The organism is Micromonospora sp. NPDC049102 (assembly GCF_043197485.1).
Classification (GTDB): domain Bacteria; phylum Actinomycetota; class Actinomycetes; order Mycobacteriales; family Micromonosporaceae; genus Micromonospora.
The window spans coordinates 25,586-51,246 of sequence record NZ_JBICTE010000008.1 but is presented as its reverse complement, the minus strand read 5'-3'; the positions used below and the strand labels follow the sequence as shown (position 1 = coordinate 51,246).

Genomic DNA, 25,661 nt, shown 5'->3' with positions numbered 1-25,661 from the left:
CTCCGTCTCGCCGCTCACCGCTCGGCCCTCCGGATGGCGGCCAGTCGCCGCCGTACGCCCTCGTGGATCTCGTCGTGGGTGCCCGCCGGCAGACCCAGCCGGGGCAGGGCGTCCAGGGCCAGGTCGAGCAGCGCGGCCGCCGCGGCGGCCAGCGCGGGGTCGGACACACCGCGCCGGGCGGCGGCCGACCAGCGGTGGGCCACCGGTGCGCTGATCGAGTACGCCGCGCACACGGTGCCCGCGTCATGGAACAACGCGCTCAGCACCGCCAGCGGGAGTCGCCAGCCCCGGTCGGGCTGGGCGTCCAGGTACCGCAGCTCCAGGTAACCGCGCGGCCGCACCGGCGGGAAGAGGGTGCTGACGTGGTAGTCGAGGTCGTCGGTGGTGGGTGGGCGGGGCAGCGCGCCGTCGAGCCAGTCGGCGAAGGTGACACCCGGCGGCGGGGTCCAGTCCTGGCCAGGCCGGCGCAGACAGAGCAGCGGCGCGCCGAACACGTAACGGGTCCAGGTGGCCGTCGGATCCTCGGCGGCCGTGCCGGGCGTCCACACCGGGCGGGTACGAGCCGGGTCGATGGCCAGCCAGGCGGCCATCCGCGCGGACGCCCAACCGGTGCGCTGCCCGGCGTGTCGGCTGGCCGAGGCGAACGCGGCGAGCAACGGCGGACCGATGGCGTGGGCCGCCGCCCAGCGCGCCGTGACCTGGTCCGGCTCACCGACGTCGAGGCAGACCTGGAGGCCGGCGGTGCTGTACATCATCGTCCGGCCGGCCGGGCCGCGCTCGTCGAACACGCGGCGCATGGCCCGGTAGCGGGGGGTTTCCAGCAGCGGGCGGGGCCGACGGTGCGGGTCGATGCCGCTGCGGCCCAGGGTCAGGCCGACGGCAGCCAGCAGGCCGTTCACCTGGGCGATGTCGGCCTCGGTGGCCTGGATCAACGCGCCGGTCGAGGTGCGCGGCGGGGTGGAGATCTCCAGCTGGCCGCCTGGTTCGAGGGTCACCGCGCCGCCGTGTCGCAGCGGCTCGGCGGGGCTGGCCGGATCCAGCGTGACGGGGCTGTGCCGCCCCAGTGCCGCCCGCAACCGGGCCGGGTCGACCGGGCGGGCGGGATCGGCGACATCGTGCACGGTCCATTCCAGTTCGACACCGGTGTACGTCGGAGGGCCGGTCTTGAAGCAGATGCGCGCGAGATGTCGGACCGCGGCGGCGGAGTCGCGCAGGATCACGCTCTGGTCCAGCTCCGGCGACGTCACCATCGGTGCAGCCTCCTTCGTCGTGCGACGACCGCGGGCGCCGTGCCTCGACTGCGGAACGCGCACGCCACCGTGGGCCCGGCCGTCGACGCTTTCTCGACAGCGTCGGCGGGGCCACCAATTCTTGTCTAACAGACGCGCTTCCCGGTGCAGGGCAGAACGAAACGCGCCGGTCGTACGCTCAGTTCGCGGCCGGTCCCGCCGGGTGCGAGGGTTTGACCTTCTTCGGGCCGGGTGGCGTCGCCGCCGGGGACGGTTCGGCGGCCGGCGTCGGTCCCGCCGGAGCGGACGGCGCCGGCGACGGGGACGACGGCGACGGCTTCGTCTCGGGCACCAGCCGCTGGCAGTACTCCTCGACGGCGGCGACCCCGCCGGCGGCCGCCACCAGCCGCTGGAAGGCGGGCGTCCGTAGCGCCTTCTCCCGTTGCTCGGGCTTCTTGGCCCGCCAGGCACGGCACAGTCCGTGGACCTGCCCGTCGGGCGTCGTGCCGACCGACGGCGAGGCGGGCGGAAGGGAGTGCCCGGACGGCGTCGGTCCGCTGGGCGCGGTGGAGGCCGCCGCCGCCGGGCCGCTGGTGCTCGGTGGCGCGCTGGTCGTCGCAGCCGGCGGCGGCGGATCGGGCGCGTTGTCCAGGCCGGCCGCGGCGAACGCGACACCAGCGGTGGCCGTGGCGGCGAGCGCGCCGAGCCACGCGACCGCGCTGGTGGTGAGCTGGAGACGGCGTGGACGTCGGGCCGCGGCGGGTGCGGGAGCGGCACGGGCGGCACGGAACGCGGCCATCGCGGCCTCCTCGCCCGCCAGTTCCCCCGGCCGGACCGGGCCCGCGGCAGCGGCGAGCAGCCCGGCCAGTGGATCGACGGACGCGTCCGGGTCGCTGACGGCGTCGCCGCGGGTGGCGTCGAACATCCGTTCGGTCTCGGCGCGGCCGGCACGCCGGTCCGGCCGGTACGGGTTCATGCGGAATCCCTTCACGTCAGCCGTCCGCCTGCTCGGCGTGGGACGTCTGCCGGGATCGGCCGATCCGTCGACGGGCCGGCGGAACCACCTCGGCGCCGACCGGCGGTGTGCTCGGCGCTCCGGGCACCGTGCGCCGCAGACCGGCGGCCTGGGTCGTGGCGTCGCCATCGGCCGCTGGCGTCGGTACGGTCTGCCCGTCCAGCAGGGCGGCGAGTCGCCGCAGCCCACGGTGGGCGGCGGTCCGTACGGCGCCGGCCCGACGGCCGAGCACCCGACCGGCGGACTCCGCGTCCAGCCCGATCACGGCCCGTAACAACACCGCCTCGGCCTCGCGGGGTGGCAGCGTGGCGATCAGCGCCAACGCCGCCTCGGTGCTGATCGTCTCGCCGGCCCGCTCGGCGGTGTCACCGTCGCCGGCCAGGTCGGTGAGCGCCTGCACCGGTACCGGCAGCGACGGTCGTCGCCGCATCCGCCGCAGGTGGTCCATCGCCCGGTTGCGGGCGATGGTGACCGTCCAGGCGCGGAACTCGCCGCCGGTGAAGGTGGGCAGGTCGCGGGAGATCTGCAACCAGGCCTCGGAGGCGACGTCCTCGGCGTCCGCTCCGACCAGGGCCGTCAGGTAGCGCAGCAGGCCCGGCTGGAGGCTGCGGTACAGAAAGCGGAACGCGTCCTCGTCCCCGGCCTGTGCGGCGGTGACCGCGTCGGACAGTTCGCCCGTCATCGGCGGCTCACGGACCGGCCTGGGCGGTTCGGCACCACACACGCCGGCGGCGTGGGCGATTCGCGAACCGTCGACACCGCACCCGCCTCCCCCACCGAATCCGATTCGGGCCCGCGTCCGGGCCGGCCGGGGCGTCCACACCCGGCGCGATGGCGCTCGACGCGCCGCCCGTCGGGCAGCCCGAGCCGGGCTAACGGTAGGAGGGGACCATCGACGCGACAAGTTGGGACCGCATCACGGAAGAGTGACAATTATCAAGCCGTCCCGCCGGCGCGGCGCGGTAACGGCCAACGACCGTCCGACGCTCCCGGGCCCAGACGGCCCACTAGGGTGACGACCGGGCGAGCGTACGCCGGAATGTGTCACTTTTTGTGACCTGGCGTCATCGCGCCGTCACAGAAAGAGCCGGCCCTCGCCGGTCGTCCCGGTGGACCGACGGGTACGACCACACGGCCGATCCACCACGGCGCGCCGTTGTCCGCCACTCTGGGTACGGTAATGCTGTGTTGTCATCGGAGGTCGTGCTCAGCGGTCGGTACCGCCTGGACGAACGTGTCGCCACGGGCGGCATGGGCGACGTCTGGCGTGCCTCCGACCTGGTCCTCGGCCGACAGGTCGCGGTCAAGGTCCTGCTGCCGGCGCTGGTCTCCGACCCGGACTTCATCGCCCGCTTCCGGGCCGAGGCGCGGATCATGGCGGCGCTGCGGCACCCCGGCATCGTCCAGGTGTACGACTGCGGCGAGGACGATCTGCCCGACGGCGGCCGGGCCGACTACCTGGTCATGGAGTTCGTCGAGGGTGAGCCGCTGTCCAAGCGGATCGAGTCGGCCGGTCGCCTCGACGTGGCCGAGACGATGTCGATCGTGGCCCAGGCGGCGCACGCGCTGGGCGCGGCGCACCGAGGTGGCATCGTGCACCGCGACGTCAAGCCCAGCAACCTCCTGGTGCAGGAGGACGGCACGGTCGTGCTGGTCGACTTCGGCGTCGCCCGCTCCACCAACGTCACGAGCATCACCAGCACCAACGCGGTGCCCGGCACCGCTCTCTACATGGCGCCCGAGCAGGCCGCCGGTCGACCGGTCAGCGGCGCCACCGACATCTACGCGCTCGGCGCCGTCGCGTACTGCTGCCTCACCGGCGGTCCGCCGTTCACCGGTGACAACCCTCTCCAGGTCGCCGTCCGGCACCTCGACGACGAGCCGCCGGAGCTGCCGCACGAGATCCCCGAGGCGGTCCGGGCCCTGGTGTCGCGGGCCCTGGCGAAGGACCCGCTGGAGCGCTTCACCAGCGGCTCGGCGATGGCCGAGGCGGCCCGCACCGCGGTCACCGGCGGCGAGCCGCCGACGGCGTTGGCGTCGGCGACGCCGCTGCGCGAGGCCGGTCCGGGCACCCGCACCGACGTGCCGGTCGGCGCGGCGGTGGCGGGCACGGCCGACACCGGACGTCAGCGGCGGCGTGGGCCGCTGGTCGGCGCGGCGGTGGCGATGCTGGTCGCGCTGATCGGCCTCGGCGCGGCGCTGGGCGCGGCGCGCAACACCGGCAACGATCCGGCTGTCAAGCTACCGACGAACGCGCCGTCGCAGAGGCCGACCCAGCAGGCGGAGTTGCCGGCGGCGAACGAGCAGACCAGCGACGATCCGAGCCGGCCGAACCGGCCGAACGTCCCGGACGCCACCACGTCCGCGTCGGCCAGCGCCAGCCCGAGCGCGCAGCCCAGTCAGTCGTCCACCCCGCCGTCGCCGACGCCGAGCGCGACCACCGCGCCGCCACCCAGCGACCCGCCGAAGACCCCGTCGTCGCCGAGCAACTCGCCGGCGACCGACCCGAGCCCCTCGACCGACCCACCGACCGGCCCCGAGGACCCGGCAGGCAACTGACCAGCCACCCCACCAGCACCGATATCCCCAAAACGGACTTACGTCGCCGAAAACCACTCTAGGCTCTCCGCAGGTCATTTCCACCGACTGCCGCGGGAGCCCGGGTGAGCGCTGAGAAGCTGGTCGTGATCGGCCAGGGGTACGTCGGACTGCCGCTGGCGATGTGCGCCGTCGAGGCGGGCCTGGACGTCGTCGGCCTCGACGTCGACGCCGACCGGGTGAAGCGGCTCGCGTCGGGTGAGTCGTTCATCGAGGACATCCCCACCGACCGGCTGGGCCGCGCGCTGGGCAGCGGCCGGTACCGCCCGAGCACCGAGTACACCGACGCCGAGGGTTTCGACATCTGCGTCATCACGGTGCCCACCCCGCTGCGCGACGGCACTCCGGACCTGAGCTTCGTCGAGCAGGCCGGTATCGGCATCGGCCCGTACGTGCGGCCGGGCTGCACGGTCATCCTGGAGTCGACCACCTACCCCGGCACCACCGAGGAGTTGCTCCGGCCGCTGCTGGAGTCGGCCAGCGGGCTGACCAGCCCCGGTGACTTCCACCTCGGCTACAGCCCGGAGCGGATCGACCCCGGCAACCCGACCTGGCGACTGGAGAACACCCCGAAGGTGGTCTCCGGCATCGACGCGGTGTCCCTCGCCCAGGTGCAGGGGTTCTACCAGCGCATCGTGGAGCGGACCGTAGCCGTCGACTCCACCCGCGTCGCCGAGTTGACCAAGCTGATCGAGAACACGTTCCGCCAGGTCAACATCGCGCTGATCAACGAGCTGACGATGCTCTCGCACCACCTGGACATCGACGTCTGGCAGGCGATCGACGCCGCCGAGACGAAGCCGTTCGGATTCCTGCCGTTCCGGCCCGGTCCGGGCGTCGGCGGGCACTGCCTGCCGATCGACCCGTGCTACCTGTCCTGGCAGGTCAAACGGCGTCTCGGCCGGCAGTTCCGGTTCATCGAGCTGGCCAACGACATCAACCACGAGATGCCCGAGCACGTCGCGCAGCGGATCATGGCAGGGCTGAACCGGGCCGGCCGCGCGGTGAGCGGGGCTCGCCTGCTGCTGCTCGGACTCGCGTACAAGAAGAACACCGGCGACATGCGCGACTCCCCCGCCGTCGACGTGGCCCGCCGGTTGCAGGCGCTCGGCGCCGAGGTGCACGCGGTCGAACCGTATGCGGAGGCCCACCAGATTCCCGCCGGGGTCACCGTCGTCGGGCTCACCGAGCGGGAGGTACGGTCCGCGGACGCGGTGGTGGTGGTCACCGACCACGACTGCTTCGACTACGACCTGGTCGTTCGGCACGCCCGCTACGTCTTCGACACCCGCAACCGGTGCGTCGGCGAGATGGTCGAACGCCTCTAGGGCCCGGCACCGCTGGCCGGTCCCGCCGCCGGGGAAGGCGACGGGACCGGCCGGCGGATGTCGCCCCCGACAGGCTGGACGACCCGGTCCCGGACGACGACGCCGCAGGGGACGGTCACTGGTCGCCGAGGGCCTCGACGACAGGCCGCGACAGTGCCCGGCGGGCCGGAAGCACCGAGGCGAGCAGAGCGGCCAGCACGGCCACGCCGAGGATCGACCCGAGCTGGCCCAGTGGCAGCACCACGTGGAAGTCCCCACCGAGGCGGGCCAGCAGCGCCATCCCCGCCGCGCTGACGCCGGTGCCCAGCCCGATGCCGAGGACCGCGCCGACCACCGCCATCAGGATCGCCTCGACCGCGAGCATGGCCCGCATCCGGTTCCGGGTCAGCCCGACCGCCCGCAGCACGCCGTTCTCCCGGGTGCGTTCGACCACCGACAGGCTCAACGTGTTCGCCACGCCGACCAGTGCGATCACCACGGCCAGGCCGAGCAGCGCGGTGACGAAGGCCAACAGCATGTCCACCGTGCCGGTGAGCATCTTCTTGTACGCGCCCTGATCCATCAGGTTCACCGTCGGATAGCGGGCCAGCACCGCCCCGATCGCGTCGCGGGCCGCTTCGGCGCTGACGCCGCCGGCGGGGTCGATCTCGGCCAGGAAACCTCTCTCGCGGGGAAAGAGCGCGGCGAAGTCCGCGTCGTCCATCTCGACGACGTGCCCCTCGGGCACCGCGCCGGCGACCATGGCCGACGCGTCGACGGCGACGAGCGCCGCCACCCGGAACGGTCGCCCCGCGATGGTGACGGTGGAGCCGACCTGCCAACCGCGCGCCTGCGCCAACTCCCGGTGCACCAGGACCTGCCCCGGCCCGAGTCGCCCGACGTCGCCGGCCAGCACTCCGGTCAGCGTCCGACCGACAAGCGCCGGATGGGCCGCACGGACCTCGATGTCGCCGATGACGGTGCTGCGCTGCTCGTGCACCACACCCAACTCGGGGCGCGCGGCCAGCTCACCGGCGAGCGCGGCGGGCAGGTTCTGACCGATGCCGCTGACCACGAAGTCCGTGCCGATCTGGGCGTCGACGCTGCGCTCGATGCCGTCCTTGGTGCTGCGCGCGCCGACCACGAACGCCGACACCAGCCCGATCCCGATCACCAGGGCGGTCGCCGTGGCGGCGACCCGGCGCGGATTGCGCACGGCGTTGGCCACCGCGAGGCCCACGGTCATTCCGAACAGCCGCCGGGCCGGCCAACCGATCGCCCGGACCAGCGCCGGGACGAGCACCGGCCCGAACAGGACGATCCCGAAGAACGCCAACACGCCGCCGACGGCGACGAGCAGCACCTGACCGGCGCTGGCGGCACCGGCCAGCGCCGCGACGCCGGCACCGAGCACCACCGCGCCGAAGATCAGGCGCAGGCGGCCGGCGCCCCGACCGGGCTGCACCGCGGCGTCGGTGAGCGCGGCCACCGGGGCGACCCTGGTCCCCCGCCAGGCGGGCACGAGGGCGGACGCCACAGTGAGCGCGGTGCCGAGCAGCAGGCTGGTCAGCACGGTCGAGCCGGCCACGGTCAACCCACCGGAGAACGGCACCTCCAGTGCGGACATCAGCAGCCGCATACCGGCGGCGAGAGCCACCCCGAGCAGCACCCCGAGCACGGACGCGACGAGACCGACCAGCGCCGACTCCAGCACGGCGGCCCGGAGGACCTGCCCCCGGGTCGCGCCCACCAGGCGCAGCAGCGCGGTCCGCCGGGTGCGCTGCGCCAGCACGATCGCGAAGGTGTTGGCGATCACGAAGCCGGCCACCACCACCGCCACCCCGACGAAGATGAGCAGCAGCATCGTGAACTGGTTCAGGTCACGGACCGCGTCGTCGACCGCCTCGTCGAGGATCTGCTGACGGCCCTTGACGCTGGCGTCGGCGTCCCCGACGACCGCGCGGAGCCGCTCGGCCAGCACCGTCTCGGACGTGCCCGGCCGCGCCGCGACCATGATCCGGTCGTAGCCGCGCTCACCGCTGACCACGAGCGCGTCCGGGCCGACCAGACCGATGTACGGGCCGCCGATGTCACGGACGGTGCCGGCCACGTCGACGGTACCGACCAGGGTGTACGGACGGGCAGCGCCGCCGGTGCCGCCGATCTGGACCGGGGCACCGAGTGTGAAGCCCTGCTCGGCCACTGTGGACGCGTCGAGCACCACCTCGCCCGCGCGGTCGGGTAGGCGACCGGACACCACGTCGTACGACCGCAGGGCGGCCTCGGTCGGGATCGCGGCGAGCACGGCGTAGCCCAGCACCGGCCGACCGTCCGTGCCGAGAAGCCCCCCGGCGCCGGTCAGCTCCCCGGCCGCGGCGGCCACCCCGTCGACGGCGCGGAACCTGTCGACAAGGCTCGCCGGCAGCTTCTTGTCGCCGCTCGGATAGACGCCGACGTCGGTGTGTCGGTCGAAGGTTCCGGCACGCTCGTACGCGCCGGCCCGCATCCCGTCGACGAAGATCAGCGTGCCGGCGATGAACGCCACGCCGAGCACGACGGCCAGCGCGGAGAGCAGCATGCGCAGCGCCTCGGCGCGCAGCGAGCGCAGGGTCAAGCGGATCATGTGCGGGCTCCCGGTGCCGGCGCGGATCGGACCCCTCCGACGCTATGACCGGTCCGACCGGATCGATCTCCACCTGCACGCTCGACCCGCGTACGCCCGAGGTAGCGCTCGGACGCCCGCCCGTACGACCCGGGTCGTACGGGGGTTTCACCGGCCGGGCGTGACCAGGCCGCTCTCGTACGCCAGCACGACCGCCTGGACCCGGTCGCGCAGGTGCAGCTTCGCCAGGATGCGCCCGACGTGGGTCTTGACCGTTGCCTCGGCCACGTGCACCTTCGCGGCGATCTCGGCGTTGGACAGGCCCTGCGCGACCAGCAGCAGCACCTCCCGCTCCCGCTCGGTGAGCTGGGCCACCCGGGGGTCGACGGTCGGGCCCGCGCCGAGCTGACCGGCGAAACGGTCCAGCAGCCGCCGCGTGATCGACGGGGCGACCACCGAGTCGCCCCGCGCCACCACCCGGATAGCGTCCAGCAGTTCCTCCGGCGGGACGTTCTTGAGCAGGAAGCCGCTCGCACCGGCCTGCAGCGCGGCGAACGCGTCCGCCTCGGTGTCGAAGGTGGTCAGCACCAGCACCCGGGGCGGGCCCGACGGCCGGTCGGCGCAGAGCCGGCGGGTGGCCTCCACCCCGTCCATGGTGGGCATGCGGATGTCCATCACCACCACGTCGGCCTCGGTACGGGCCAGCACCCGCAGCGCGTCCGCGCCGTCGATGGCCTCCCCCACCACCTCCAGGTCGGGTTGGGAGCTGAGCACCATCCGGAACCCGGCACGCACCAGCGCCTGGTCGTCCACGATCACCACCCGGACCGTCATGCCGCGATCACCTCCGCTGGGGCTCCGACGGTAGCGGGAGCCGTACCTCCACCTGCCAGCCCCCGGTCGGCTGGGCCCCGGCGATGAGGCTGCCGTCGTACACCGCCACCCGCTCGCGCATGCCGAGCAGACCGTGACCGCCGGACGGTGCCGGGCTGACCACCGGGCGGCCCCGGCCGTCGTCGACGACCCGGACCACGACGGCCTCGGCGGTGTACGCCAGGGTGACATCCACGGCGGCCCCGACACCGGCGTGTTTGAGCGCGTTGGTCAGCGCCTCCTGCACCACGCGGTAGACGGTCAGTTCCAGGCCCGGGGGCAGGGCCGGCGGCTGACCGGTGGCGGTGTCGCGGATGCGCAGCCCGGCGTCGCGGAAGCGGGCCAGCAGGTCGGGCAGCTCGGCCAGCGCCAGCCTGCGGTGCTCCGGGTCGGCGGCCACCACGCCTGCCCCGGTCGGGCCCGCGTCGCGCAGGACCCCGACCAGCCGGCGCATCTCCTCCAGCGCGGAGCGGCCGGTGTCGGCGACCACCTTCACGGCGGTTCGGGCCTGCTCGGGGTCACGGTCGAGCATGAACCGCGCCCCGTCCGCCTGGACGATCATCACCGCCATGCTGTGTGCCACCACGTCGTGCAACTCGCGGGCGATCCGGGTGCGCTCCTCGGCGACCGCCGCGCGGGACTCGGCCTCCCGCTCGCGTTCCAGGGTGGCCGCCCGTTCCTCGAGGCTGAGCACGTAGAGGCGGCGGGTCCGCACGTTCAGCGCGACGAGCCAGACCGCGCCGGTGACCAGCGCGTACCACAGCGCGGTCACCCACCACATGATGACGCCGGGGGTCTGCGCGGCGGCGAGCAGCACGCCCACGGCGGCGACCGCGCCGGCCAGCACGCCGTCGCGCAGACGCCTGCCGTACTTCACGACGCTGTAGAGCGCGATGAGGACGGCGACGTCGAAGGCGAGCGGACCCCAGCCGGCGATCACCTGGACCAGGGCGAGCGCCGCCACGACGACGGTCACCGCACTCGGGTGGGTGCGGCGGAACAGCAGCGCCACCGCCATGCCGACGCCGACGCCGGCGGCCCAACCGCCGGGCTGTGCCACCGCCGAGGCCAGACCGACGAACGCCACCACGCCGGAGACCGCCACGTCGAAGGCGACGCCGCGCAGGGGGCGGCCGAACAGCGTGCGTCTCACGGTCACCCAGCGTACGGGTCGTCGACGGTCAGGGCGGGGTCAGCTCGCGCAGGCGGGTGATCTCGATGGCCTGTTCGGTGGCGAGGGAGGTGGCCAGCTCGTTGAGGGTCGCGTCGACCCCGACCGACAGGAGGTCGGTGGCCATCGTGACGGCCCCCTGGTGGTGCTCGCTCATCATCGCGATGAAGAGTCTGTCGAACTCGACGCCCTGGGCGGCGGCGAGCCGCCGCATCGCCTCGGGGGACTGCATGCCGCGCATGCCGGCGTGGTCGTGGCCGGGCGCCGTCTCGGGCAGCCCACGGGTGGAGAGCCAGCCGCGCAGGACGCTGATCTCGGGGCCCTGGCCGGCGCGGATCCGGTCGGCGTAGGCGCGGATGCGGGGGTCGGCCGCGTGGTCCTTCGCGAGCGTGCTCATCTCCAGTGCCTGCTGGTGGTGCGGGATCATCATCTGGACGTAGACGGTGTCCAGGGCGTTGTAGCGGGGTGGGCTGTCGTCGCGCAGCTCGTGCGCGGACCGGGCGACGGCCGGCTCCCCCGGGCGGCCGGGCACGAGCACCGGCGGGGGTGGTGGACCGGTCGGGGCGGTCGTCGGCGTGGGGGACGCCGAGACGCGCGCGGCAGCTGGCCGGCCGGGGTCACCACCGGCGCGGACCGCAAGCACCACCAGCACCACAACGATGGCCGCCGCTATGACGACGGCCAGTAACCGACCACGTCGGACGCTCATGCCGCACCCCCTCAGGTCGAGGTCGCAGCGATCTTATCCATTGACGAGTATGCACAGATGTGACCCGGGTCACATCGATGATCTCCGTTGCTCGGTAAGGTACCGACACCGTCATCCCCCCTTTCGAAGGGCGCTGCCAATGATCAAGTTGGCCACCGCACGGCTCCGACAACTCCGCATCGTCAGCCTGGCCGCGACCGGCCTGCTGCTGACGAGCGTCGCCCTGGCGACGCCGAGCAACGCGCAGGAGGCCGCCCCAGTCGCGGCACCAGCGGCCGCCGCCGCCAACGACATTCCGGGCGTCGACGAGATCCGCAGCAGCCCCAACCTGCGGCAGATCGCCAACCTCCCCAAGCAGGCGCCGTTCGACACGACGGCCGCGCTCAACAGCGACATGGCCTTCCAGGGCAGGTACGCCTTCGCCGGCAACTACGACGGGTTCGTCGTCTACGACATCTCCCGGCCCAGCGCGCCCAGGATCACCGCGCAGGTCAATTGCCCGGGCTCGCAGAACGACATCTCCGTCTACGGCGACCTGCTCTTCGTCTCCACCGACTCGTCGCGTAGCGACGACTCGTGCGCGAGCGTGGCGCAGCCGGCGTCGGTGAAGGAGTCGTGGGAGGGCATCAAGGTCTTCGACATCAGCGACAAGGCCAACCCGCGCTACATCAAGTCCGTCGAGACCGCCTGCGGCTCGCACACCCACACGCTGGTGCCGGGCAAGGACCGTAAGAACGTCTACCTGTACGTCTCGTCGTACAGCCCGCGGGCCGAGTTCCCCGACTGCCAGCCGCCGCACGACTCCATCTCCATCGTCAAGGTCCCGGTGAAGAAGCCGACCGACGCGTCCGTGATCTCGACGCCGAACCTCTTCCCGGACGGCGGTTTCCCGGGCAGCGAGACCGGCTCGGCGACCACCGGCTGCCACGACATCACCGCGTACCCGGCGAAGGACATCGCCGCCGGCGCCTGCATGGGTGACGGCGTCCTGCTCGACATCAAGAACCGCGAAGCGCCCAAGGTGATCACCCAGGTCCGCGACACGGTCAACTTCGCCTTCTGGCACTCGGCCACCTTCAACAACGCCGGCACCAAGGTTGTCTTCACCGACGAGCTGGGTGGCGGCGGCGCGGCCACCTGCAACGAGACCGTCGGTCCCGACCGGGGCGCGGACGCCGTCTACGACATCACCGGCCGCGGTAACGCGCGCAAGCTGGAGTTCCGCAGCTACTACAAGATCCCCCGGACCAACGCCGAGACCGAGAACTGCGTGGCCCACAACGGCTCGCTGATCCCGGTGCTCGGGCGGGACATCATGGTGCAGGCGTGGTACCAGGGCGGCATCTCCGTCTGGGACTTCACCGACTCGCGCCACCCCAAGGAGATCGCCTACTGGGAGCGGGGCCCGCTGTCCGACACCCAGGCCGTCACGGGTGGCGCCTGGTCGACGTACTACTACAACGGCAACATCTACTCCAACGACATCCAGAAGGGCCTGGACGTTCTGGAGCTGAACGACTGGCGGACCTGGTCGGCGAACCTGACCCGGTTCCACGAGCTGAACGTGCAGACCCAGCCCGGCTACCTGAGCTGGTAGCACCGACGCGCGATCCGGGCCCGGCCTCTCGTCGAGGGGCCGGGCCCGGCCGCGTCGGCCCCGCCCGGCCGGTGGGCCTGGTCACCCGGGCGGGGGTTGACGAGCGCCTGACCGGCCGTTGTGTCAACGTGGTCACCCGTGAAGTCTGCCGCCGGCGCGCCGCCGGCCCCGCCCGAGCCGACCGCGCGCTGGCGTCCGCACCCGCTCGACGTGGTGGCCGTCGTCCTCGCGGTGGCCGGCGCGGTCTGCGCGCTGACCGGGCTGCTGCCCCGCGCCGAGACCACGGCCACCCTGCACCGCATCCTGCCGCTGCTGCTCTTCCTCGGCACCGTGATCGTGCTTGCCGAGCTGACCGCCGTCGCGGGCGTCTTCGACGTGCTGGCCAGCCGGCTCGCCATCGCGTCGCGGGGCCGCTGGGCGGCGCTTTTCCTGCTCTGCGGCGGCCTCGCCACGGTGACCACCCTCGTGCTCAACCTCGACACCACCGCCGTTCTGCTCACCCCGGTGCTGCTCGCCCTGGCCCGCGGCCTGCGCGTGCCGGCGGCGCCGCTCGCGGTCACCACGGTCTGGCTGGCGAACACCGCCAGCCTGCTGCTGCCGGTGTCGAACCTGACGAACCTGCTGGCCGCCGACCGGGTCGGCCTCACCCCCCTGGCCTACGCCGAGCGCATGGCGCTGCCGCAGCTCGCGGCCGTGGCGGTCACGATGCTGCTCCTCTGGTACGGCTGGTGGCGGCGGGAACGGCCGGAGGGTGGACGCTTCGTCCCGCCGGTCCCGCACGTGCCGACCGACCCGGTGCTGCACCGCACCGCCCTCGCCGGCTGTCTGCTCTTCGTCGCCGGCATCCTCGCCGGGGTGGAGATCGGGCTCGCCTCCACCGTCGCGCTCGCGCTGGTGCTGGTCGGCTTCGTGGTCCGCTCCCCCGCGACGCTGCGCGCCGGGTTGGTGCCGGTACGGCTGTTGCTCTTCGTCGTCGGACTGTTCCTGGTGGTGCAGACCCTCGGCCGACACGGGCTCGACGACCTGGTCGCCGACCTCGTCGGCGCCGACGGTGGGGCGGCCGGCGCGCTACGAGCCGGCGGTACGGGAGCGCTGCTGGCCAACGCGGTCAACAACCTGCCGGCGTACCTGGCCGGCGAGGCGGTGCTGCCGACCGCCGACCACACCCGTCTGCTGGCCCTGCTGATCGGCACGAACGTCGGCCCGTTGGCCGCACCCTGGGCCTCGCTGGCCACCCTGCTGTGGTTCGAGCGGTGCCGAGCGGCTGGCGTGGCGGTGCCGGTGCGCCGGTTCGTGCTGACCAGCAGCCTGCTCGCCGTCGCCGGCACCCTCGCGGCGGTCGGCGCGCTGCTGCTGGTCAGCTGAGGGCCGTCACCCGGCGGCCCGCTCCACCACGAACATGAAGCAGCCGTAGACCACGTTGCGGCTGTGCAGTTGGTGCACCTGCGGGTCGGCGAACAGCTCCGCGATCACCGCCTCCGGGTCCGTGCCGTCGTGCAGCCGGCCGCCGCAGATCCGCCCCTGCCGGTCGTACGCCCGCAGGACCTGGGGACGTCCCCGCCAGTCCGGCGGGTGGCCGCCGCCGTGGTCCGGGCACCAACCGCCGGAGCGACCGTCAGGCGCGGTCGACGGCGAGCTGAAGCTCGGTGACGCCCTGCTCCGGGGAGTCCTGGGAATCCGGCGTGCACCACCACGGCCTCGCCCGCACCGTCGGCCGATTCGTACCAGGCGAGGGCCGGGCCGGACGGGGTGATCCCGGCGGCGTCGAGCCGGCGGAACAGCTCCGGATAGAGCGGCTGGATCACCGGACCGATGACCTGACTCGTCGGCGGCCAACCGCGCCGTCAGCTGGCTGCGCCGCAACCGCGGCATGCCGCGCAGCTCGACTACGTCGACGACGTCGTCCAGGATCGCCCGCACCTGCTCCAGGGTGAGCCCCAGATCCTTGAGGGCGAGCACCCGGTTGAGCCGACGCAACTGCTCGGCCCGGTAGGAGCGGTAACCGGTGTGCGGGTCGACGTTGGCCGGGCGGAGCAGGCCAATGCTGTCGTAGTGGCGCAGCATCCGCACCGACACGCGGCCCAGTCGGGCGAAGTCTCCGATGGTGAACATGATCCCCTCACGCTCGTCCCTGACACGGTGTCAGAGTCAAGCGTCGGGTGGCTGCTCAGCCAACGGGTGAGCGACTGGGCGGGCGTGGCCCGACCAGTCGGCGGACCATCGGCGCGGCGTTCCACTTCGCCGCCCCGACCAGGTCGCGGGCGTGTTCCAGGACCGTGTAGTCGGGCCGGTTCATCCCGTCGGCGATGGCCCGGTCCAGGTCGTTGCCGCACCGGCTGAGCACGGTGTCGAAGTCGCGGCGGACCGGCTCCAGCAGGTCGTACCCGAACGACCGGTGCATCCGGGCGAAGAGTGGCTTGTAGAGCCGCACCCGCTCGTGCAGACCGGAGGAGTACGACATCGGGTGCTTCGGCCGTCGCAGGACGTAGTCCGGCAGCACGTCGGCGAACGCCCGCCGCACGATCCACTTCTCCTGGCCGTCGCGCACCTTCAGGTCCAGGGGCAGACGCATCGCCAGCTCCACCACGCTGAGGTCGAGGAACGGCACCCGCGCCTCCACCCCGTGCCCCATGGCGGCCCGGTCGACGCGCTGCAACTCGGTACGGCACAGGTTGCGGATGCGGTGCAGGAACAGCCGGCGGGACGCGATGGGGTCGACCTGGCGGTACATCGGGTACCCGCCGAACAGCTCGTCGGAGCCGTCACCGGTGAGCACCACCTTGACGCCCAGGTCGCGCAGACGCCGGAAGATCGGCACCGAGACGACGGCGTTGATGATGTCGCCGTACTCGGTCAGCTCGGAGATCCGGATCGCCTCGCGGACGTCGGCCAGGCGGATGTCGCGCGGACGCAGCTCGACCACCACGTGCGGCACGTCGAGGTCGGCGGCGAGCCGCCGGGCGTACGCGACGTCGGGGCTGTCCGGCACGCCCACCGTCACCGCCACGCAGTCCGGGTGGATGTCGCGTACCTGCCGCAGCGTCAACGAGCTGTCCAGCCCGCCGGAGAGGACCACGCCGACGGTCAGGTCGGTCTCCACCCGCATCCGGATGGCGTCGGTCAGCGCGGCCCGGACGAGCAGGGTGGCCTCGTCCGGGTCGTCGATGACCGGCAGGCCCTCTCCGATGGTGAGCAGGTCGACGTACGGGCGCAGCCGCACCGGCCCGTCGGGCTCGGCCCAGCCGTGGTGACCGGGCGGCACCTCGGTTACTGGCGCCTGGTGCCCGACGAGCGCCTTGACCTCCGAGGCGAGGTACAGGCAGCCGGGCCGACGGGACCAGTACAGCGGCTTCACCCCGAGCGGGTCGCGGGCCAGGTACGCCCGGCCGGTGGCGCGTTCGACGACCGCGAAGGCGTACTCGCCGCGCAGCCGCGTCACCGCTGCCTCGCCCCACTGCTGGAAGGCCGTCAACAGCACCTCGGTGTCGCTTTCGGTGCGGAAGACCTGTCCGAGCCGGGTGAGCTGCGCGCGCAGCTCCCGGTGGTTGAAGATCTCGCCGTTGAAGCAGAGCAGCCAGCGCTCGTCGGTCGAGGTCCAGGGCTGCACCGCCCGGTCCCGGTCGACGACGCGCAGCCGACGGGTGCCGGCGAGCAGGCCACGCTCGGAGCGTGTCTCGGTGACCTCGCCGCGCGGGGCGAGGACGGCGAGCATCCGCCGGAAGGTCGCCGGGTCGGCCTCGGGGCCGAGGCTCAACGCGATGCCGCACACGGGCTCAGACCCCCATCTCGGCCTCGTACGCCCGGCGCAGACGCCGCCGGGCGGTGGGTGCGAGACACAGGTGCCAGGCCTGCCCCTCGTCGATCACGTTCAGCTCGCCGGCGTCCTGGCGGGCCAGCAGCAGCTCCGCGAGGGTGTCGCGCGCGCCGAACCGCTCGAACCAGGTCAGCTCGACGTCGGCCGAGTAGCCGAGGCAGTGTCCGCTGGGCAGCATCGCGGCGTAGCCCAGGCGGCGCAGCCGGTACTGGTGCTCGGTGCTGCGTACGAGGCTTGTCACCCACAGCGGCGGCGTGGCCGGCGGTACGGCGGCGGCGAACTCGCGGCCGAGTTCGTTGAGCAGGGCCACCACCTCCCGGCGGGCCCGACGGAACAGCAGCCCGGCGGTGTGCGGGCTCGCGTCGGGGCGCAGTCGCCGACGCAGGCCGCGTGCGGCGCGGCCCAGGACGGTGGCGGGCTGCTCCTGGTACCGGAAGCGCAGCAGGTCCCGGCGGCGCAGCCACTCCAGATCGACGAGGTCGGCGCTGCCGTTGACCTGGTCGTCGGTGACGAAGATCGGGGCATCCTGCCACCACAGCACGTCGATGCGGGAGAGCAGGTAGATCCGGACCAGCGCGGCAAGGTCCCGCGCCGAGGTGCGCTCGTTCGGCTGATAGCGGGCCATCTCCAGCAGCAACGTCTCGCGCGCGCCGAGCAGACCCTGCGGGGTGGCGTCGAGCACGGCTGCCAGGGCCGGCTCGCGCAGGCGTTCATCGATGAGCACCTGCCGGGCCCGGGTGCTGGTGGCGTCGGCCAGCGCGCCCACCTCGACCAGCAGGTCGGTCACGGCCGCCCGGTAGGCGGCGAGGTCGGGCGCGGCGGCGGGCAGCCGGCGGGCGGCGGCGCTGGGCGGCCGGCGGCGGGCGGGGGCGATGGGCGACGCGGGCGGTCCGGGCTGCTGGCCCGGACTACGGCTAGGCACTCGCATGACGGGGTCCCTTCTCCGGTCACGGCGCTGGGTGGATCGCCCTGAACACACCGTAATCACCGGGACCGGGCACAGACCGAACATTCCTCCGATCTACCCCCGGAGGGGCACGCCCGGTCGGGGACGCCCTGGACGGGAGCCGGAGGCGGGGTGCGGCCCTGTGGAGCTGATGCCGTCAACGAATCAGCGCCGCCGCAGCAGCTCACCGGCGAGCTGAGCCCCGCCCGCCTCGGTGACCAGCTCGCCGTGATGTCGCTGCGGCTGGACCGCCCGGTCGACGGCCGACCCGGACTGACGGCCAGCGGCGGCACGGCCGAGTTCGACAACGTCAGCGTGGCGCGGCTGTACCAACCGGCCAGTTCGACTACCTGCGCTTCTACCGCTGACGTGGTGGATTTCGGACGGCCCGGGGGCACGAACTCCGGGCCGTTCGGACAGCGCGATTCGCCGGGCGCGTAACCGGGCCTCGACGGGAGACGACCTAGACGAACGCCAGAACAAGACCCACCACCGTGGCGACGACCGTGAGCCCGCCGACCAGATAGACCCAGCCGGCGTTGAGTCCGACACCCTTGCCCTCGAGCTTGTCCAGCCGACTGGCCAGATCGGCAATTTGCCTGGCGTGGCTGTCCCGCACCACCTCGAACTCGACCCTCGCGATGAACGTCTTGGTCTGGTCGGAGAGAGTCTGCCGGAACTCGTTGACGCTTTCGAAGCGTTTCTCGGTGGCGGCCTCCGCCTTGGTGACCGCCTTGTCGGCCGACGAGAGAGCCAGCCCGACCTGCGCCGCCTGCGCGTCGATCTTGGTGGTGATGTTCGCCAGCTTGGCGTCGATCAGCCGTTCGAGAGCGTCGATACGCTGTTCCATCCGCCATTCCACTGTGTGATACAGGTCTTCGGTCGGGTGGACATTCCGCGGGGTTGACTGTTCGCTGTTCACTGTCACAGCTCCTCCCCCTCCGACCGCACGGTCCAACCCGTCTATCCAGTGACGACGGGCGGAAGCAGCAGTCCCATCAATGCCTCGACGACCCGCAAGAATGCACGTGCGCTCAGGTCAGGGTGAGACGAGACAGCATCCACACCGCGACGCTGAGGCACGCCCACCATATGCAGAACAGCGGGCAAAAGACCAGGTCAGCGCTGGTTTGCGACAGCACCGACAGGCGCCGCGTGACTGCGCGGCGCAGCTGCGGCCGCGTTCGGCAGAGCGCGTGGTTACCCCCTCACCACTTTTCGGCGATCCGCCCTGGCTGTTGCCGGGTCAGCAGGGTCACCGTCCGGTCCGTGCCGTCGTAGCTGCGCGCCGCGTCGAACGAACCCGTCGGGCGCTGACCACCGGTCACGGCGCGGGCCAGCCGCAGGTCCGCGTCGCGGAACCGCAGCGCCAGGCTGAGGTGCGGCACCCACGCTCCCGGGGCGTGCCAGGGCCGCTGCCCGGCGGCCTCGGCGAGGACGTCCCAGACCGCGGCGTGCAGCGCGGTCAGCGCCGGTGTGGGTCGTACGAGCCAGACCAGCGGGGCGCTGCCGTCGAGGACGACGACCCGGTCGAGCGTGACAGGCACCGGCAGCGCGGCGTCGAACAGCTCGGCCAGGCGGTGTTCGACGCCGACCGGGAAGTCGCCGACGGCGACGAGGGTCAGATGAGGCCGGTTGGTCGGATGAATGTTGCGGGCGAGGCTGGGCAACCTGGCGGCCGCCAACCGACTCCAGACCGTCCGGATCGCGGCATCCAACCCCGCTGAGCAGACCAGTTCCACCGTACGCACCCCGACACGCTAGCGGGATCGGCCCTGGCGGTAGGGGTGACTGGCACCGCCGCCGACCGCGGGATTGACCCCGCCCGCGACCCGTTCCCGGATCGTCAGGTCGAATGCGGCGACGGTGGTGATGGTGGCCGCGCCCAACAGGCCCACCGCCAGCGGCGGAAGTCGCGCCGCCACCGGGCTCAGGACCAGGCAGCCCGCCACCGCCGCGAGGCAGTACTTGGTCAACCGGCCGAACACCCACGCCTCGAAGATCAGCCGCCCGACGAGGAAGAGCAGCGGCCCGACCAGGACCGCGACCACGTTACCGGCCGACGTCCTCCCGTCGGGTGCCTTCAGCATGAGCTCACCGCCGATGCCGGTGAGCAGGATGCCTCCCACCATCAGCAGGTGGGTGTAGCCGGCCCGCAGGTTGACCCGGTACGGGTCGACGGCAACGTTGAGCTTCACGGCGAGGCTGCTCGTCGTCCGATAGAAGTAGGTCCACCAGAGGAAGACGACAGTCCAGAAGGTGATCAGGAAGGCAGCGGTGTCCTCCAGGTCCCGCGACGACTCCCGGTAGAAGTTGGCGGTGGTCAGGATCGTCTCGCCGAGGGCCAGGATGATGAACTGCCGGTACCGCTCGGCCAGATGTTCGCCCGAGAGACGCCACTCCGCAGCCGTGGCCCGGCCGAGCCCCGGCACCTGCCAGCGCAACGCCGGCGCCGCGTAGTCGATCGCGAGCGCGCAGATCCAGAGCACTGCCCGCGCAGTGCCGGCGGATGCGGCCCCGGCGAACCACAGCGTCCCGGAGAGCAAATACCAGACCACGCCGCGGATCGGCCGACGCCAGGCAGGCGTGCCCCGCAGATGGAAGGCCATGACCAGGGTACGGCCCAGGTGGATCCCGAGGTACGCGCCCGCGAAGACGAAGCCCTGGCTGCCGAACGCGTCCGGCACGTTTATCGACATCAGCAGGCTGCCGAGCATCACGCAGATGATCAGAACCTGCACGATGGGACGTTCACAGTCGAGGCTGTCGGTGACCAGGTTGGTGTTGTACCAGATCCACCAGAAGGCGAGCAGGAAGATCACGGCGTGCGCGGCGGCGACCCAGCTCGGTTCCTCGGCCAGGGTCGACGACAGACGGCCGAGGGTGAAGATGAAGACGAGGTCGAAGAACAGTTCGACGGCACTTGACCGCACCGGATTGACCGGGCCCACCACGACCTTCCTGGGCATCAACCCATCATTGCATCCAATTCGGACATGAAGGCGCGACTGGTCTTATCGACCGACGCACGATCCTGCTCCCGGCGCTGAACGACGCAGACGCGCTTTCGGGAGCCGGCAGGACCGTGGGGTCGGCGCCGCTCGTCGAGGCGGTTGCGCAGGGACCTACCAGCTGACCGTGCTCGGCGGGGCAGCCAGATCGCGCCGATCGCCAGCAGGACGATCACCAGGATGAGCAGCCAGCGCATCACGACCTCCGCGTCCGACGCGCACAGATCGAACGGGCCGCCCGCGCAGCCGCCGGCCCTACAGCTTTTGGAGCGCGGTCGGAGGGCCGCTGACCGTCGCCCTCATCGGCCGACGCCGCCCAGACCGAAGGCGGCACATCCAGTCGAGGTGCGATACGTGACCTAGACGAGTATGTCCGGACTCAAGACGTGTCTGGGCTGCGGCGAAGGGCGCTGGCCATCCGCTGTGGCTGCCCGCCGTGTCGATGTGCTGGTGAGCGGTATACCTCAGAGGTATGAATATGACTCTGAGGTATACCGCTCACGACCACATCCGCCCCCACTGAGGTGACCGACGGTCACCGGCGGCGGGCGGCGGGCTGCCGGCTGCGCCCATCGCCCAGCCAGGGTTAGGAATTACTCGTCTAGGGCCTGTGTCGAAGTCGGCTGCGGGTGCCCGAGGGTGAGGAAGTTTCGGCGTGGCGGTGATCGATAAGTAGCGAGGTCTCCGGTAGATGGTTCATCGACGAAGAAGACCATCAGCACGGAGACCTCGTGGCCACTGTAGCGGTGACGAGGCGGCATGACCTGACCGACGTGCAGTGGGCGGCGCTGGAGCCGTTGCTGCCTGTGGGACGTAGACCGGGTCGGCCGCCGACATGGACGAAACGGCAGCTCATTGATGGGATCAGGTGGCGGACCCGGGTGGGTGCGCCGTGGCGGGACATACCGGAGTGCTACGGGTCCTGGTCGGCGGCGTACGCGGTGTTCCGCCGTTGCCAGCGTGACGGGACCTGGGCGAAGATCCTGACCGCGTTGCAGGCGGTGGCCGACACGGCCGGGCGGGTGACGTGGGACGTGTCGGTGGACTCGTCGGTCGCCCGGGCGCATCAGCACGCCGCCGGGGCGCGTAAAAGGGGGATCTGCAGGTCGAACCGCCGGGCGGCGTCGCGGTTGAGCCGGCCGATCATGCGCTCGGGCGGTCGCGGGGCGGACTGACCACGAAGGTGCACCTGGCATGTGAACAGGGGCAAAAGCCGTTGTCGATCGTGCTGACCGCCGGGCAGCGCGGGGACAGTCCCCAGTTCATCGCGGTCCTCGACGGCATCCGGGTGCCCCGCCAGGGCGGCGGTCGACCACGGACACGCCCCGATCGAGTCTTGGCCGACAAGGCGTACACATCGAAGGCCAACCGCCGCTACCTGCGCCGCCGCGGGATCGCCGCGACGATCCCGTCAAAGGCAGACCAGGACGCCAACCGGCGCAAGAAGGGGTCCAAGGGTGGGCGACCACCGGCCTTCGACCCCGAGCGGTACAAGCAACGCCATGCCGTGGAGTGCGGCATCAACCGCCTCAAACGCAACCGCGCCGTGGCCACCCGATTCGACAAACTCGCCGTGCGCTACGAAGCCACCGTGCACATCGCCGCGATCAACGAGTGGCTATGACCGACTTCGACACAGACTCTAGGCCGTGTGTCAAGGTCCTCGGTCGAGCAGAGGGACGGACGGCGGACACCACGATGAGGGTGATGCCTGTGAGTCATCTTGATGACCCACAGGCATCACGCTCAATGGAGCGGGCGGCTCCGATCCGGCCGGACCACGGGCCCGCGAGCGACGGTTCACCAGCGGCCGAAACGGCCGGTCCTCTCGGCCTCCGCAGGCCGGCCAGGGGCTTTGACACACGGCCTAGTGCTGGGCTCGCGCGAAGCCGACGAAGTCTCGCCACGCCTGCGGCGCGAAGGTCAGCGTCCCGCCGTCACGGTCCTTCGTGTCCCGAACGAGGACGACACCGGGAAGGTTGTCGGCGACCTCCACGCATGCCCCGCCGTTGTTGCCGCTCTTGGTGCTCTTGCGCCACTGCGCGCCGGTCAGGTCCATGATGATGCCGCTTCCCTGAGCAGGTCTAGGGACTGTCCGCGAGAGAGAGCTTCCCCGCGAATGCGTTCCCATCGTCGGTCAAGGGTAGCAATTTCGGCCTGCTGCTCGGTGATCTGCGCCTGCGCCTGGCCGTCGATGTGGGCCACACGTCCGCCACCCTCCAACTCGGCCACGATGAACGGCCCGCCCAGGCCCGGGTACATGCCAACCGCCGCCGGGACCAGGTAGACCTGCACCGACGGCAGTTGCGCGCACGTGACGAGGTGCTCGCACTGCTCGCGCATCAGGTCCCGATCGCCGTAGGCCGACCGCCGCACCACGGATTCGTCCATTACTGCGATCAAGAGCGGTGGCTGGTCGCGATGGAGGACGACCTGCCGCCCGACTCGTGCCTGCACAAGATGATCCAAATCCTCACTGGACAGCAACTCTCCAGCCAGAGTCGCCCGCGCATACGCCTCCGTCTGCAAGAGACCAGGCACCCAGGCCAGCTCGTACCAGCGCAGCGCGACTGCCTCACGTTCGATGTCGGCCCACGGCCGGAACCACGCCGGTTCGCGACGCTTCAGGACGTCCGGCCACAGGTCGACCACTTCTCGACCGAGGATCGCGGCGACCTGGGCACGATGTCGGGTCTGCGGGATCCGTCCCGGGTTTGCCCACCGCGCTGCCGTCTTCGGATCGACCCCGGTCTGAGCTGCGAGAGAGTCGGCGGTCTCACCGCACTGGGTCATGGCCTCCACGACCGCATGATTCATCCTCTGTCCTCCCCGGATATCCCGAACGTCCAAACGCCATAGTGCAACGCAGTGTAGTTGCATGGCAACAGTCGGCAGGGTGGTCGTAGACGGCGCGGCCGGCAGGGACCCGAGACCCGGCGGACGCGTTCGTGCCGGGGCCGCCTCGCGGGCGAGCACTCAGGGGCGGCCCCTCCCAACGAGCGACAGGGAGACAGCCGTGCCGGGATGCCCCGCGGCGAGCGCCCGCCCGATCAGGGCCGTTGACGTTCTGTGCGTGAGCAGCGCGGACGAGCGCACGGTTCGTCCGCCGAACGGAGGTGTCGCGTGAGGGGTCGACGCCTTCCCCACCTCCCGACCCGTCCTACCTGGCGTTGCCAGTCGTGCGGGATCGCCTGGCCGTGCTCGGCGGCGAAGCTGAGTCTCCTCGGTGCGTACCGCGAGAACCGGCCGGACCTGGTGGCCTACCTGATGACCCTGCGGGACGAGGCCGCCGAGCAGCACCACGGCACGACGGCGGCCGACCTCGACGACCGGTTCGTCGCCTGGGCGCGACCCCGGTAGCCGGTCGGGTCGCGACGCCAGGTGGTGCGCGGGTTGAAGCAGAGCAGAGGACAGCCGAAGGGTCAGAGCCAGCCGTTGGCGCGGGCGGTACGCACCGCTTCGGCCCAGTCGGTCGCACCGAGCTTCTGCACGGCCGCGGACAGGTGGTTGCGGACGGTGCCGGTGGACAGGTGCACCCGGCGGGCGATCACCGCGACCGGCGCGCCGAACTCGGCCAGCCGCAGCGTCTCCAGTTCCCGGGGGGGTCAGCGGACACGGCGGCAGGGTCAACGCGTCGGCGGCCAGCGACGGATCCACGTACCGGCCGCCGGCGTGCACCCGCCGGATCACGTCGTGGGCCAGACACCGGCCGCGACCGGGGCGACAAGCGGCACGGTCAGCGCCGCCACGGCGATCAGACCGAGTTGGGCGCGGCGTCGCCACCGAGACGCGCTGTCACGGTCCGACCGTGCGCCCCGCACAGCTCTTCCCGTGACGGACGCGCCTGCCCCTCGCGCCGAAACGCTGGCAGGGTCAACGGCATGGAGAAGACACGGATGTACGCGGACACCGCAATCCCCGTACGGCAGCCCGGGCCGCTGCCCACCGCGCAGTCGGCACCCTCCGACGCGGCGCCCTCCCACGGCACCCGGCGGCTGCTGTGGCATCTCGCCGAGATGGCGCTGGCGATGGTCGCCGGGATGGTGCTGCTCGGGCCGCTCTGGGAGGTGGCCGGCACGGCCCTGGGTGTTGCCGGCGCACTGGCCCGGCCGGAGGTGGCCGCCCTGGTGATGGCCACGAACATGACCGTCGGGATGACTGTGTGGATGCGCTACCGCGCGCACCACTGGCGTGGGGTCGCCGAGATGGCCGCCGCGATGTACGTCCCGTTCCTGCTGCTGCTCGTACCGTTTGGGGCCGGTCTGCTCGACGGCGACGCCGTGCTGCTCGGCGGTCATCTGCTGATGGTGCCGGCCATGGTGCTGGTGGTGCTGCGCCACCGGCACGAACCACCGGCGGTGATACACCGTCACCCGGCAGTGGTGGCGCTCGCCCGCCGCTAGCCGGCCGGACTCGCGCTGCTGCTGACCGCGGACCTGTGGGTCGACCCGATGGTGCTCAGCCCGTGGACGATGCTGTGCTGCCCGGCGGGTACCTGCTGATCGGCGTGGCCCGGCGGACGCTGCGCGGGCCGGGCGTGCTCGCCATCCAGCTCGCCGGCCTGGTCGCCTGGGTGACCGTGACGCTCGTCGCGGTCGCGGCCGGCGGGCGGACTGGCGCGTGGCTGGTGGCGTTCGGGTGGCTGGTGCACGCCGGGTGGGATCTGGTCAACCACCGCACCGGCCGGGTGGCGCCGCGCGGGTACGCCGAGTTCTGCGGAGTGCTCGACGCCGCCCTCGGCGGGATGATGATCTTGGCGATCATGACCACCACCTGACCCGCCAAGCCG

25 protein-coding genes and 2 pseudogenes are annotated in these 25,661 nt (G+C 72.1%); 9 read left to right on the top strand and 18 right to left on the bottom strand.

The features are described 5' to 3' along the window. Positions 1–14: 14 nt before the first annotated feature. The 3 genes from egtA to ACGFH9_RS11095 form a co-directional block, all read right to left on the bottom strand. A complete protein-coding gene (egtA, locus tag ACGFH9_RS11105) occupies positions 15–1,250 on the bottom strand; it encodes an ergothioneine biosynthesis glutamate--cysteine ligase EgtA (protein ID WP_393217416.1) in 1,236 nt (411 codons plus the stop codon). Positions 1,251–1,428: 178 nt separating this feature from the next. Next, positions 1,429–2,205: a hypothetical protein gene (locus ACGFH9_RS11100; RefSeq protein WP_393217414.1), complete on the bottom strand. Its 777-nt coding sequence runs from the start codon at positions 2,203–2,205 to the stop codon at positions 1,429–1,431. 16 nt (positions 2,206–2,221) lie between these two features. After that, positions 2,222–2,926: an RNA polymerase sigma factor gene (locus tag ACGFH9_RS11095; RefSeq protein WP_393217412.1), complete on the bottom strand. Its 705-nt coding sequence runs from the start codon at positions 2,924–2,926 to the stop codon at positions 2,222–2,224. Positions 2,927–3,429: 503 nt separating this feature from the next. Between ACGFH9_RS11095 and ACGFH9_RS11090 the strand changes: the two genes are divergently transcribed. Next, the gene (locus tag ACGFH9_RS11090) at positions 3,430–4,803 is read left to right on the top strand and encodes a serine/threonine-protein kinase (protein ID WP_393217411.1); all 1,374 of its coding nucleotides are present in this window, start codon (positions 3,430–3,432) and stop codon (positions 4,801–4,803) included. Between the two features lie 104 nt (positions 4,804–4,907). After that, on the top strand, positions 4,908–6,170 hold the full coding sequence (locus tag ACGFH9_RS11085) for a nucleotide sugar dehydrogenase (protein WP_393217409.1): 1,263 nt from the start codon (positions 4,908–4,910) through the stop codon (positions 6,168–6,170). Positions 6,171–6,285: 115 nt separating this feature from the next. Here ACGFH9_RS11085 and ACGFH9_RS11080 read toward each other — a convergent pair whose 3' ends face one another. From ACGFH9_RS11080 to ACGFH9_RS11065, 4 genes are all read right to left on the bottom strand, one after another. Then, complete coding sequence (locus ACGFH9_RS11080; RefSeq protein WP_393217407.1) at positions 6,286–8,772, bottom strand: ABC transporter permease; 2,487 nt, start codon at positions 8,770–8,772, stop codon at positions 6,286–6,288. Positions 8,773–8,919: 147 nt separating this feature from the next. After that, positions 8,920–9,585, bottom strand: coding sequence for a response regulator transcription factor (locus ACGFH9_RS11075; protein ID WP_355247536.1), 666 nt, complete (start codon positions 9,583–9,585; stop codon positions 8,920–8,922). A 7-nt stretch (positions 9,586–9,592) separates the two neighbouring features. Further along, positions 9,593–10,777, bottom strand: coding sequence for a sensor histidine kinase (locus tag ACGFH9_RS11070; protein ID WP_393217405.1), 1,185 nt, complete (start codon positions 10,775–10,777; stop codon positions 9,593–9,595). Between the two features lie 28 nt (positions 10,778–10,805). Next, positions 10,806–11,504 (bottom strand): DUF305 domain-containing protein, encoded by a 699-nt coding sequence (locus ACGFH9_RS11065; protein WP_393217403.1) that lies wholly within the window; start codon positions 11,502–11,504, stop codon positions 10,806–10,808. A 139-nt stretch (positions 11,505–11,643) separates the two neighbouring features. Between ACGFH9_RS11065 and ACGFH9_RS11060 the strand changes: the two genes are divergently transcribed. Together ACGFH9_RS11060 and ACGFH9_RS11055 are read left to right on the top strand one after the other, a co-directional pair. After that, positions 11,644–13,101 (top strand): LVIVD repeat-containing protein, encoded by a 1,458-nt coding sequence (locus tag ACGFH9_RS11060; RefSeq protein WP_393217402.1) that lies wholly within the window; start codon positions 11,644–11,646, stop codon positions 13,099–13,101. A gap of 138 nt (positions 13,102–13,239) precedes the next feature. Further along, complete coding sequence (locus ACGFH9_RS11055) at positions 13,240–14,466, top strand: SLC13 family permease (RefSeq protein ID WP_393217400.1); 1,227 nt, start codon at positions 13,240–13,242, stop codon at positions 14,464–14,466. A 6-nt stretch (positions 14,467–14,472) separates the two neighbouring features. Here the strand turns inward: ACGFH9_RS11055 and ACGFH9_RS11050 are convergent. From ACGFH9_RS11050 to ACGFH9_RS11035, 4 genes and pseudogenes are all read right to left on the bottom strand, one after another. Next, a pseudogene (locus ACGFH9_RS11050) lies at positions 14,473–14,631 on the bottom strand (DUF1203 domain-containing protein); the annotation flags it as partial. Between the two features lie 149 nt (positions 14,632–14,780). Continuing rightward, a pseudogene (locus tag ACGFH9_RS11045) lies at positions 14,781–15,213 on the bottom strand (helix-turn-helix domain-containing protein); the annotation flags it as partial. 55 nt (positions 15,214–15,268) lie between these two features. Further along, positions 15,269–16,870, bottom strand: coding sequence for an asparagine synthetase B family protein (locus ACGFH9_RS11040; RefSeq protein ID WP_393217399.1), 1,602 nt, complete (start codon positions 16,868–16,870; stop codon positions 15,269–15,271). 4 nt (positions 16,871–16,874) lie between these two features. Beyond that, positions 16,875–17,843: a DUF5715 family protein gene (locus ACGFH9_RS11035; RefSeq protein ID WP_393217397.1), complete on the bottom strand. Its 969-nt coding sequence runs from the start codon at positions 17,841–17,843 to the stop codon at positions 16,875–16,877. A 150-nt stretch (positions 17,844–17,993) separates the two neighbouring features. Between ACGFH9_RS11035 and ACGFH9_RS11030 the strand changes: the two genes are divergently transcribed. Continuing rightward, positions 17,994–18,302 (top strand): hypothetical protein, encoded by a 309-nt coding sequence (locus ACGFH9_RS11030; RefSeq protein ID WP_393217396.1) that lies wholly within the window; start codon positions 17,994–17,996, stop codon positions 18,300–18,302. Between the two features lie 22 nt (positions 18,303–18,324). On the opposite strand, the gene ACGFH9_RS11025 is transcribed toward ACGFH9_RS11030, so the two are convergent. The 4 genes from ACGFH9_RS11025 to ACGFH9_RS11010 all read right to left on the bottom strand — a co-directional run bounded on the left by ACGFH9_RS11025 (position 18,325) and on the right by ACGFH9_RS11010 (position 21,069). Further along, a complete protein-coding gene (locus tag ACGFH9_RS11025) occupies positions 18,325–18,783 on the bottom strand; it encodes a hypothetical protein (protein ID WP_393217395.1) in 459 nt (152 codons plus the stop codon). Between the two features lie 286 nt (positions 18,784–19,069). Further along, positions 19,070–19,612 carry a 2'-5' RNA ligase family protein gene (locus tag ACGFH9_RS11020; protein ID WP_393217394.1) on the bottom strand — a complete coding sequence of 181 codons (543 nt, stop codon included), beginning with the start codon at positions 19,610–19,612 and terminating at the stop codon, positions 19,070–19,072. 9 nt (positions 19,613–19,621) lie between these two features. Continuing rightward, positions 19,622–20,830, bottom strand: a complete 1,209-nt coding sequence (locus ACGFH9_RS11015) for a low temperature requirement protein A (RefSeq protein WP_393217393.1) — start codon at positions 20,828–20,830, stop codon at positions 19,622–19,624. Then, positions 20,830–21,069 carry a twin-arginine translocase TatA/TatE family subunit gene (locus tag ACGFH9_RS11010; protein ID WP_393217391.1) on the bottom strand — a complete coding sequence of 80 codons (240 nt, stop codon included), beginning with the start codon at positions 21,067–21,069 and terminating at the stop codon, positions 20,830–20,832. Before ACGFH9_RS11010 ends, ACGFH9_RS11015 begins: the two co-directional genes overlap by 1 nt. 534 nt (positions 21,070–21,603) lie before the next feature. On the opposite strand from ACGFH9_RS11010, the gene ACGFH9_RS11005 reads away from it, so the two are divergent. Continuing rightward, positions 21,604–22,496 (top strand): IS5 family transposase gene (locus ACGFH9_RS11005; RefSeq protein ID WP_393217390.1). Its coding sequence is split into 2 segments (ribosomal slippage): positions 21,604–21,984 and positions 21,987–22,496, totalling 891 coding nucleotides; the frame shifts between segments, so codons are not numbered across the junction. A gap of 243 nt (positions 22,497–22,739) precedes the next feature. On the opposite strand, the gene ACGFH9_RS11000 is transcribed toward ACGFH9_RS11005, so the two are convergent. Together ACGFH9_RS11000 and ACGFH9_RS10995 are read right to left on the bottom strand one after the other, a co-directional pair. Further along, positions 22,740–22,931: a DUF397 domain-containing protein gene (locus ACGFH9_RS11000; protein WP_393217389.1), complete on the bottom strand. Its 192-nt coding sequence runs from the start codon at positions 22,929–22,931 to the stop codon at positions 22,740–22,742. Further along, positions 22,922–23,689 carry a DUF5753 domain-containing protein gene (locus ACGFH9_RS10995; RefSeq protein ID WP_393217387.1) on the bottom strand — a complete coding sequence of 256 codons (768 nt, stop codon included), beginning with the start codon at positions 23,687–23,689 and terminating at the stop codon, positions 22,922–22,924. The genes ACGFH9_RS11000 and ACGFH9_RS10995 overlap by 10 nt, the downstream gene beginning before the upstream one ends. Positions 23,690–23,995: 306 nt before the next feature. On the opposite strand from ACGFH9_RS10995, the gene ACGFH9_RS10990 reads away from it, so the two are divergent. Further along, positions 23,996–24,232, top strand: a complete 237-nt coding sequence (locus ACGFH9_RS10990; protein WP_393217386.1) for a flavin reductase — start codon at positions 23,996–23,998, stop codon at positions 24,230–24,232. 62 nt (positions 24,233–24,294) lie between these two features. Here ACGFH9_RS10990 and ACGFH9_RS10985 read toward each other — a convergent pair whose 3' ends face one another. Continuing rightward, complete coding sequence (locus tag ACGFH9_RS10985; protein WP_393217384.1) at positions 24,295–24,423, bottom strand: LuxR C-terminal-related transcriptional regulator; 129 nt, start codon at positions 24,421–24,423, stop codon at positions 24,295–24,297. 330 nt (positions 24,424–24,753) lie between these two features. Between ACGFH9_RS10985 and ACGFH9_RS10980 the strand changes: the two genes are divergently transcribed. Together ACGFH9_RS10980 and ACGFH9_RS10975 are read left to right on the top strand one after the other, a co-directional pair. After that, complete coding sequence (locus tag ACGFH9_RS10980) at positions 24,754–25,275, top strand: hypothetical protein (RefSeq protein ID WP_393217383.1); 522 nt, start codon at positions 24,754–24,756, stop codon at positions 25,273–25,275. Between the two features lie 62 nt (positions 25,276–25,337). Then, positions 25,338–25,649, top strand: a complete 312-nt coding sequence (locus ACGFH9_RS10975) for a hypothetical protein (protein ID WP_393217381.1) — start codon at positions 25,338–25,340, stop codon at positions 25,647–25,649. Positions 25,650–25,661 lie beyond the last annotated feature (12 nt).

Bases quoted from the DNA above. Each gene is read 5' to 3' on its own strand.
- ACGFH9_RS11035 (WP_393217397.1), bottom strand. From the start codon at position 17,843: ATGCGAGTGCCTAGCCGTAGTCCGGGCCAGCAGCCCGGACCGCCCGCG.
- ACGFH9_RS11075 (WP_355247536.1), bottom strand. From the start codon at position 9,585: ATGACGGTCCGGGTGGTGATCGTGGACGACCAGGCGCTGGTGCGTGCC.
- ACGFH9_RS11000 (WP_393217389.1), bottom strand. From the start codon at position 22,931: ATGGACCTGACCGGCGCGCAGTGGCGCAAGAGCACCAAGAGCGGCAAC.
- ACGFH9_RS10980 (WP_393217383.1), top strand. From the start codon at position 24,754: ATGGAGAAGACACGGATGTACGCGGACACCGCAATCCCCGTACGGCAG.
- ACGFH9_RS11100 (WP_393217414.1), bottom strand. From the start codon at position 2,205: ATGAACCCGTACCGGCCGGACCGGCGTGCCGGCCGCGCCGAGACCGAA.
- ACGFH9_RS10995 (WP_393217387.1), bottom strand. From the start codon at position 23,689: ATGAATCATGCGGTCGTGGAGGCCATGACCCAGTGCGGTGAGACCGCC.
- ACGFH9_RS11065 (WP_393217403.1), bottom strand. From the start codon at position 11,504: ATGAGCGTCCGACGTGGTCGGTTACTGGCCGTCGTCATAGCGGCGGCC.
- ACGFH9_RS11080 (WP_393217407.1), bottom strand. From the start codon at position 8,772: ATGATCCGCTTGACCCTGCGCTCGCTGCGCGCCGAGGCGCTGCGCATG.
- ACGFH9_RS11010 (WP_393217391.1), bottom strand. From the start codon at position 21,069: ATGCGCTGGCTGCTCATCCTGGTGATCGTCCTGCTGGCGATCGGCGCG.
- egtA (WP_393217416.1), bottom strand. From the start codon at position 1,250: ATGGTGACGTCGCCGGAGCTGGACCAGAGCGTGATCCTGCGCGACTCC.
- ACGFH9_RS11060 (WP_393217402.1), top strand. From the start codon at position 11,644: ATGATCAAGTTGGCCACCGCACGGCTCCGACAACTCCGCATCGTCAGC.
- ACGFH9_RS11015 (WP_393217393.1), bottom strand. From the start codon at position 20,830: ATGCCCAGGAAGGTCGTGGTGGGCCCGGTCAATCCGGTGCGGTCAAGT.
- ACGFH9_RS11095 (WP_393217412.1), bottom strand. From the start codon at position 2,926: ATGACGGGCGAACTGTCCGACGCGGTCACCGCCGCACAGGCCGGGGAC.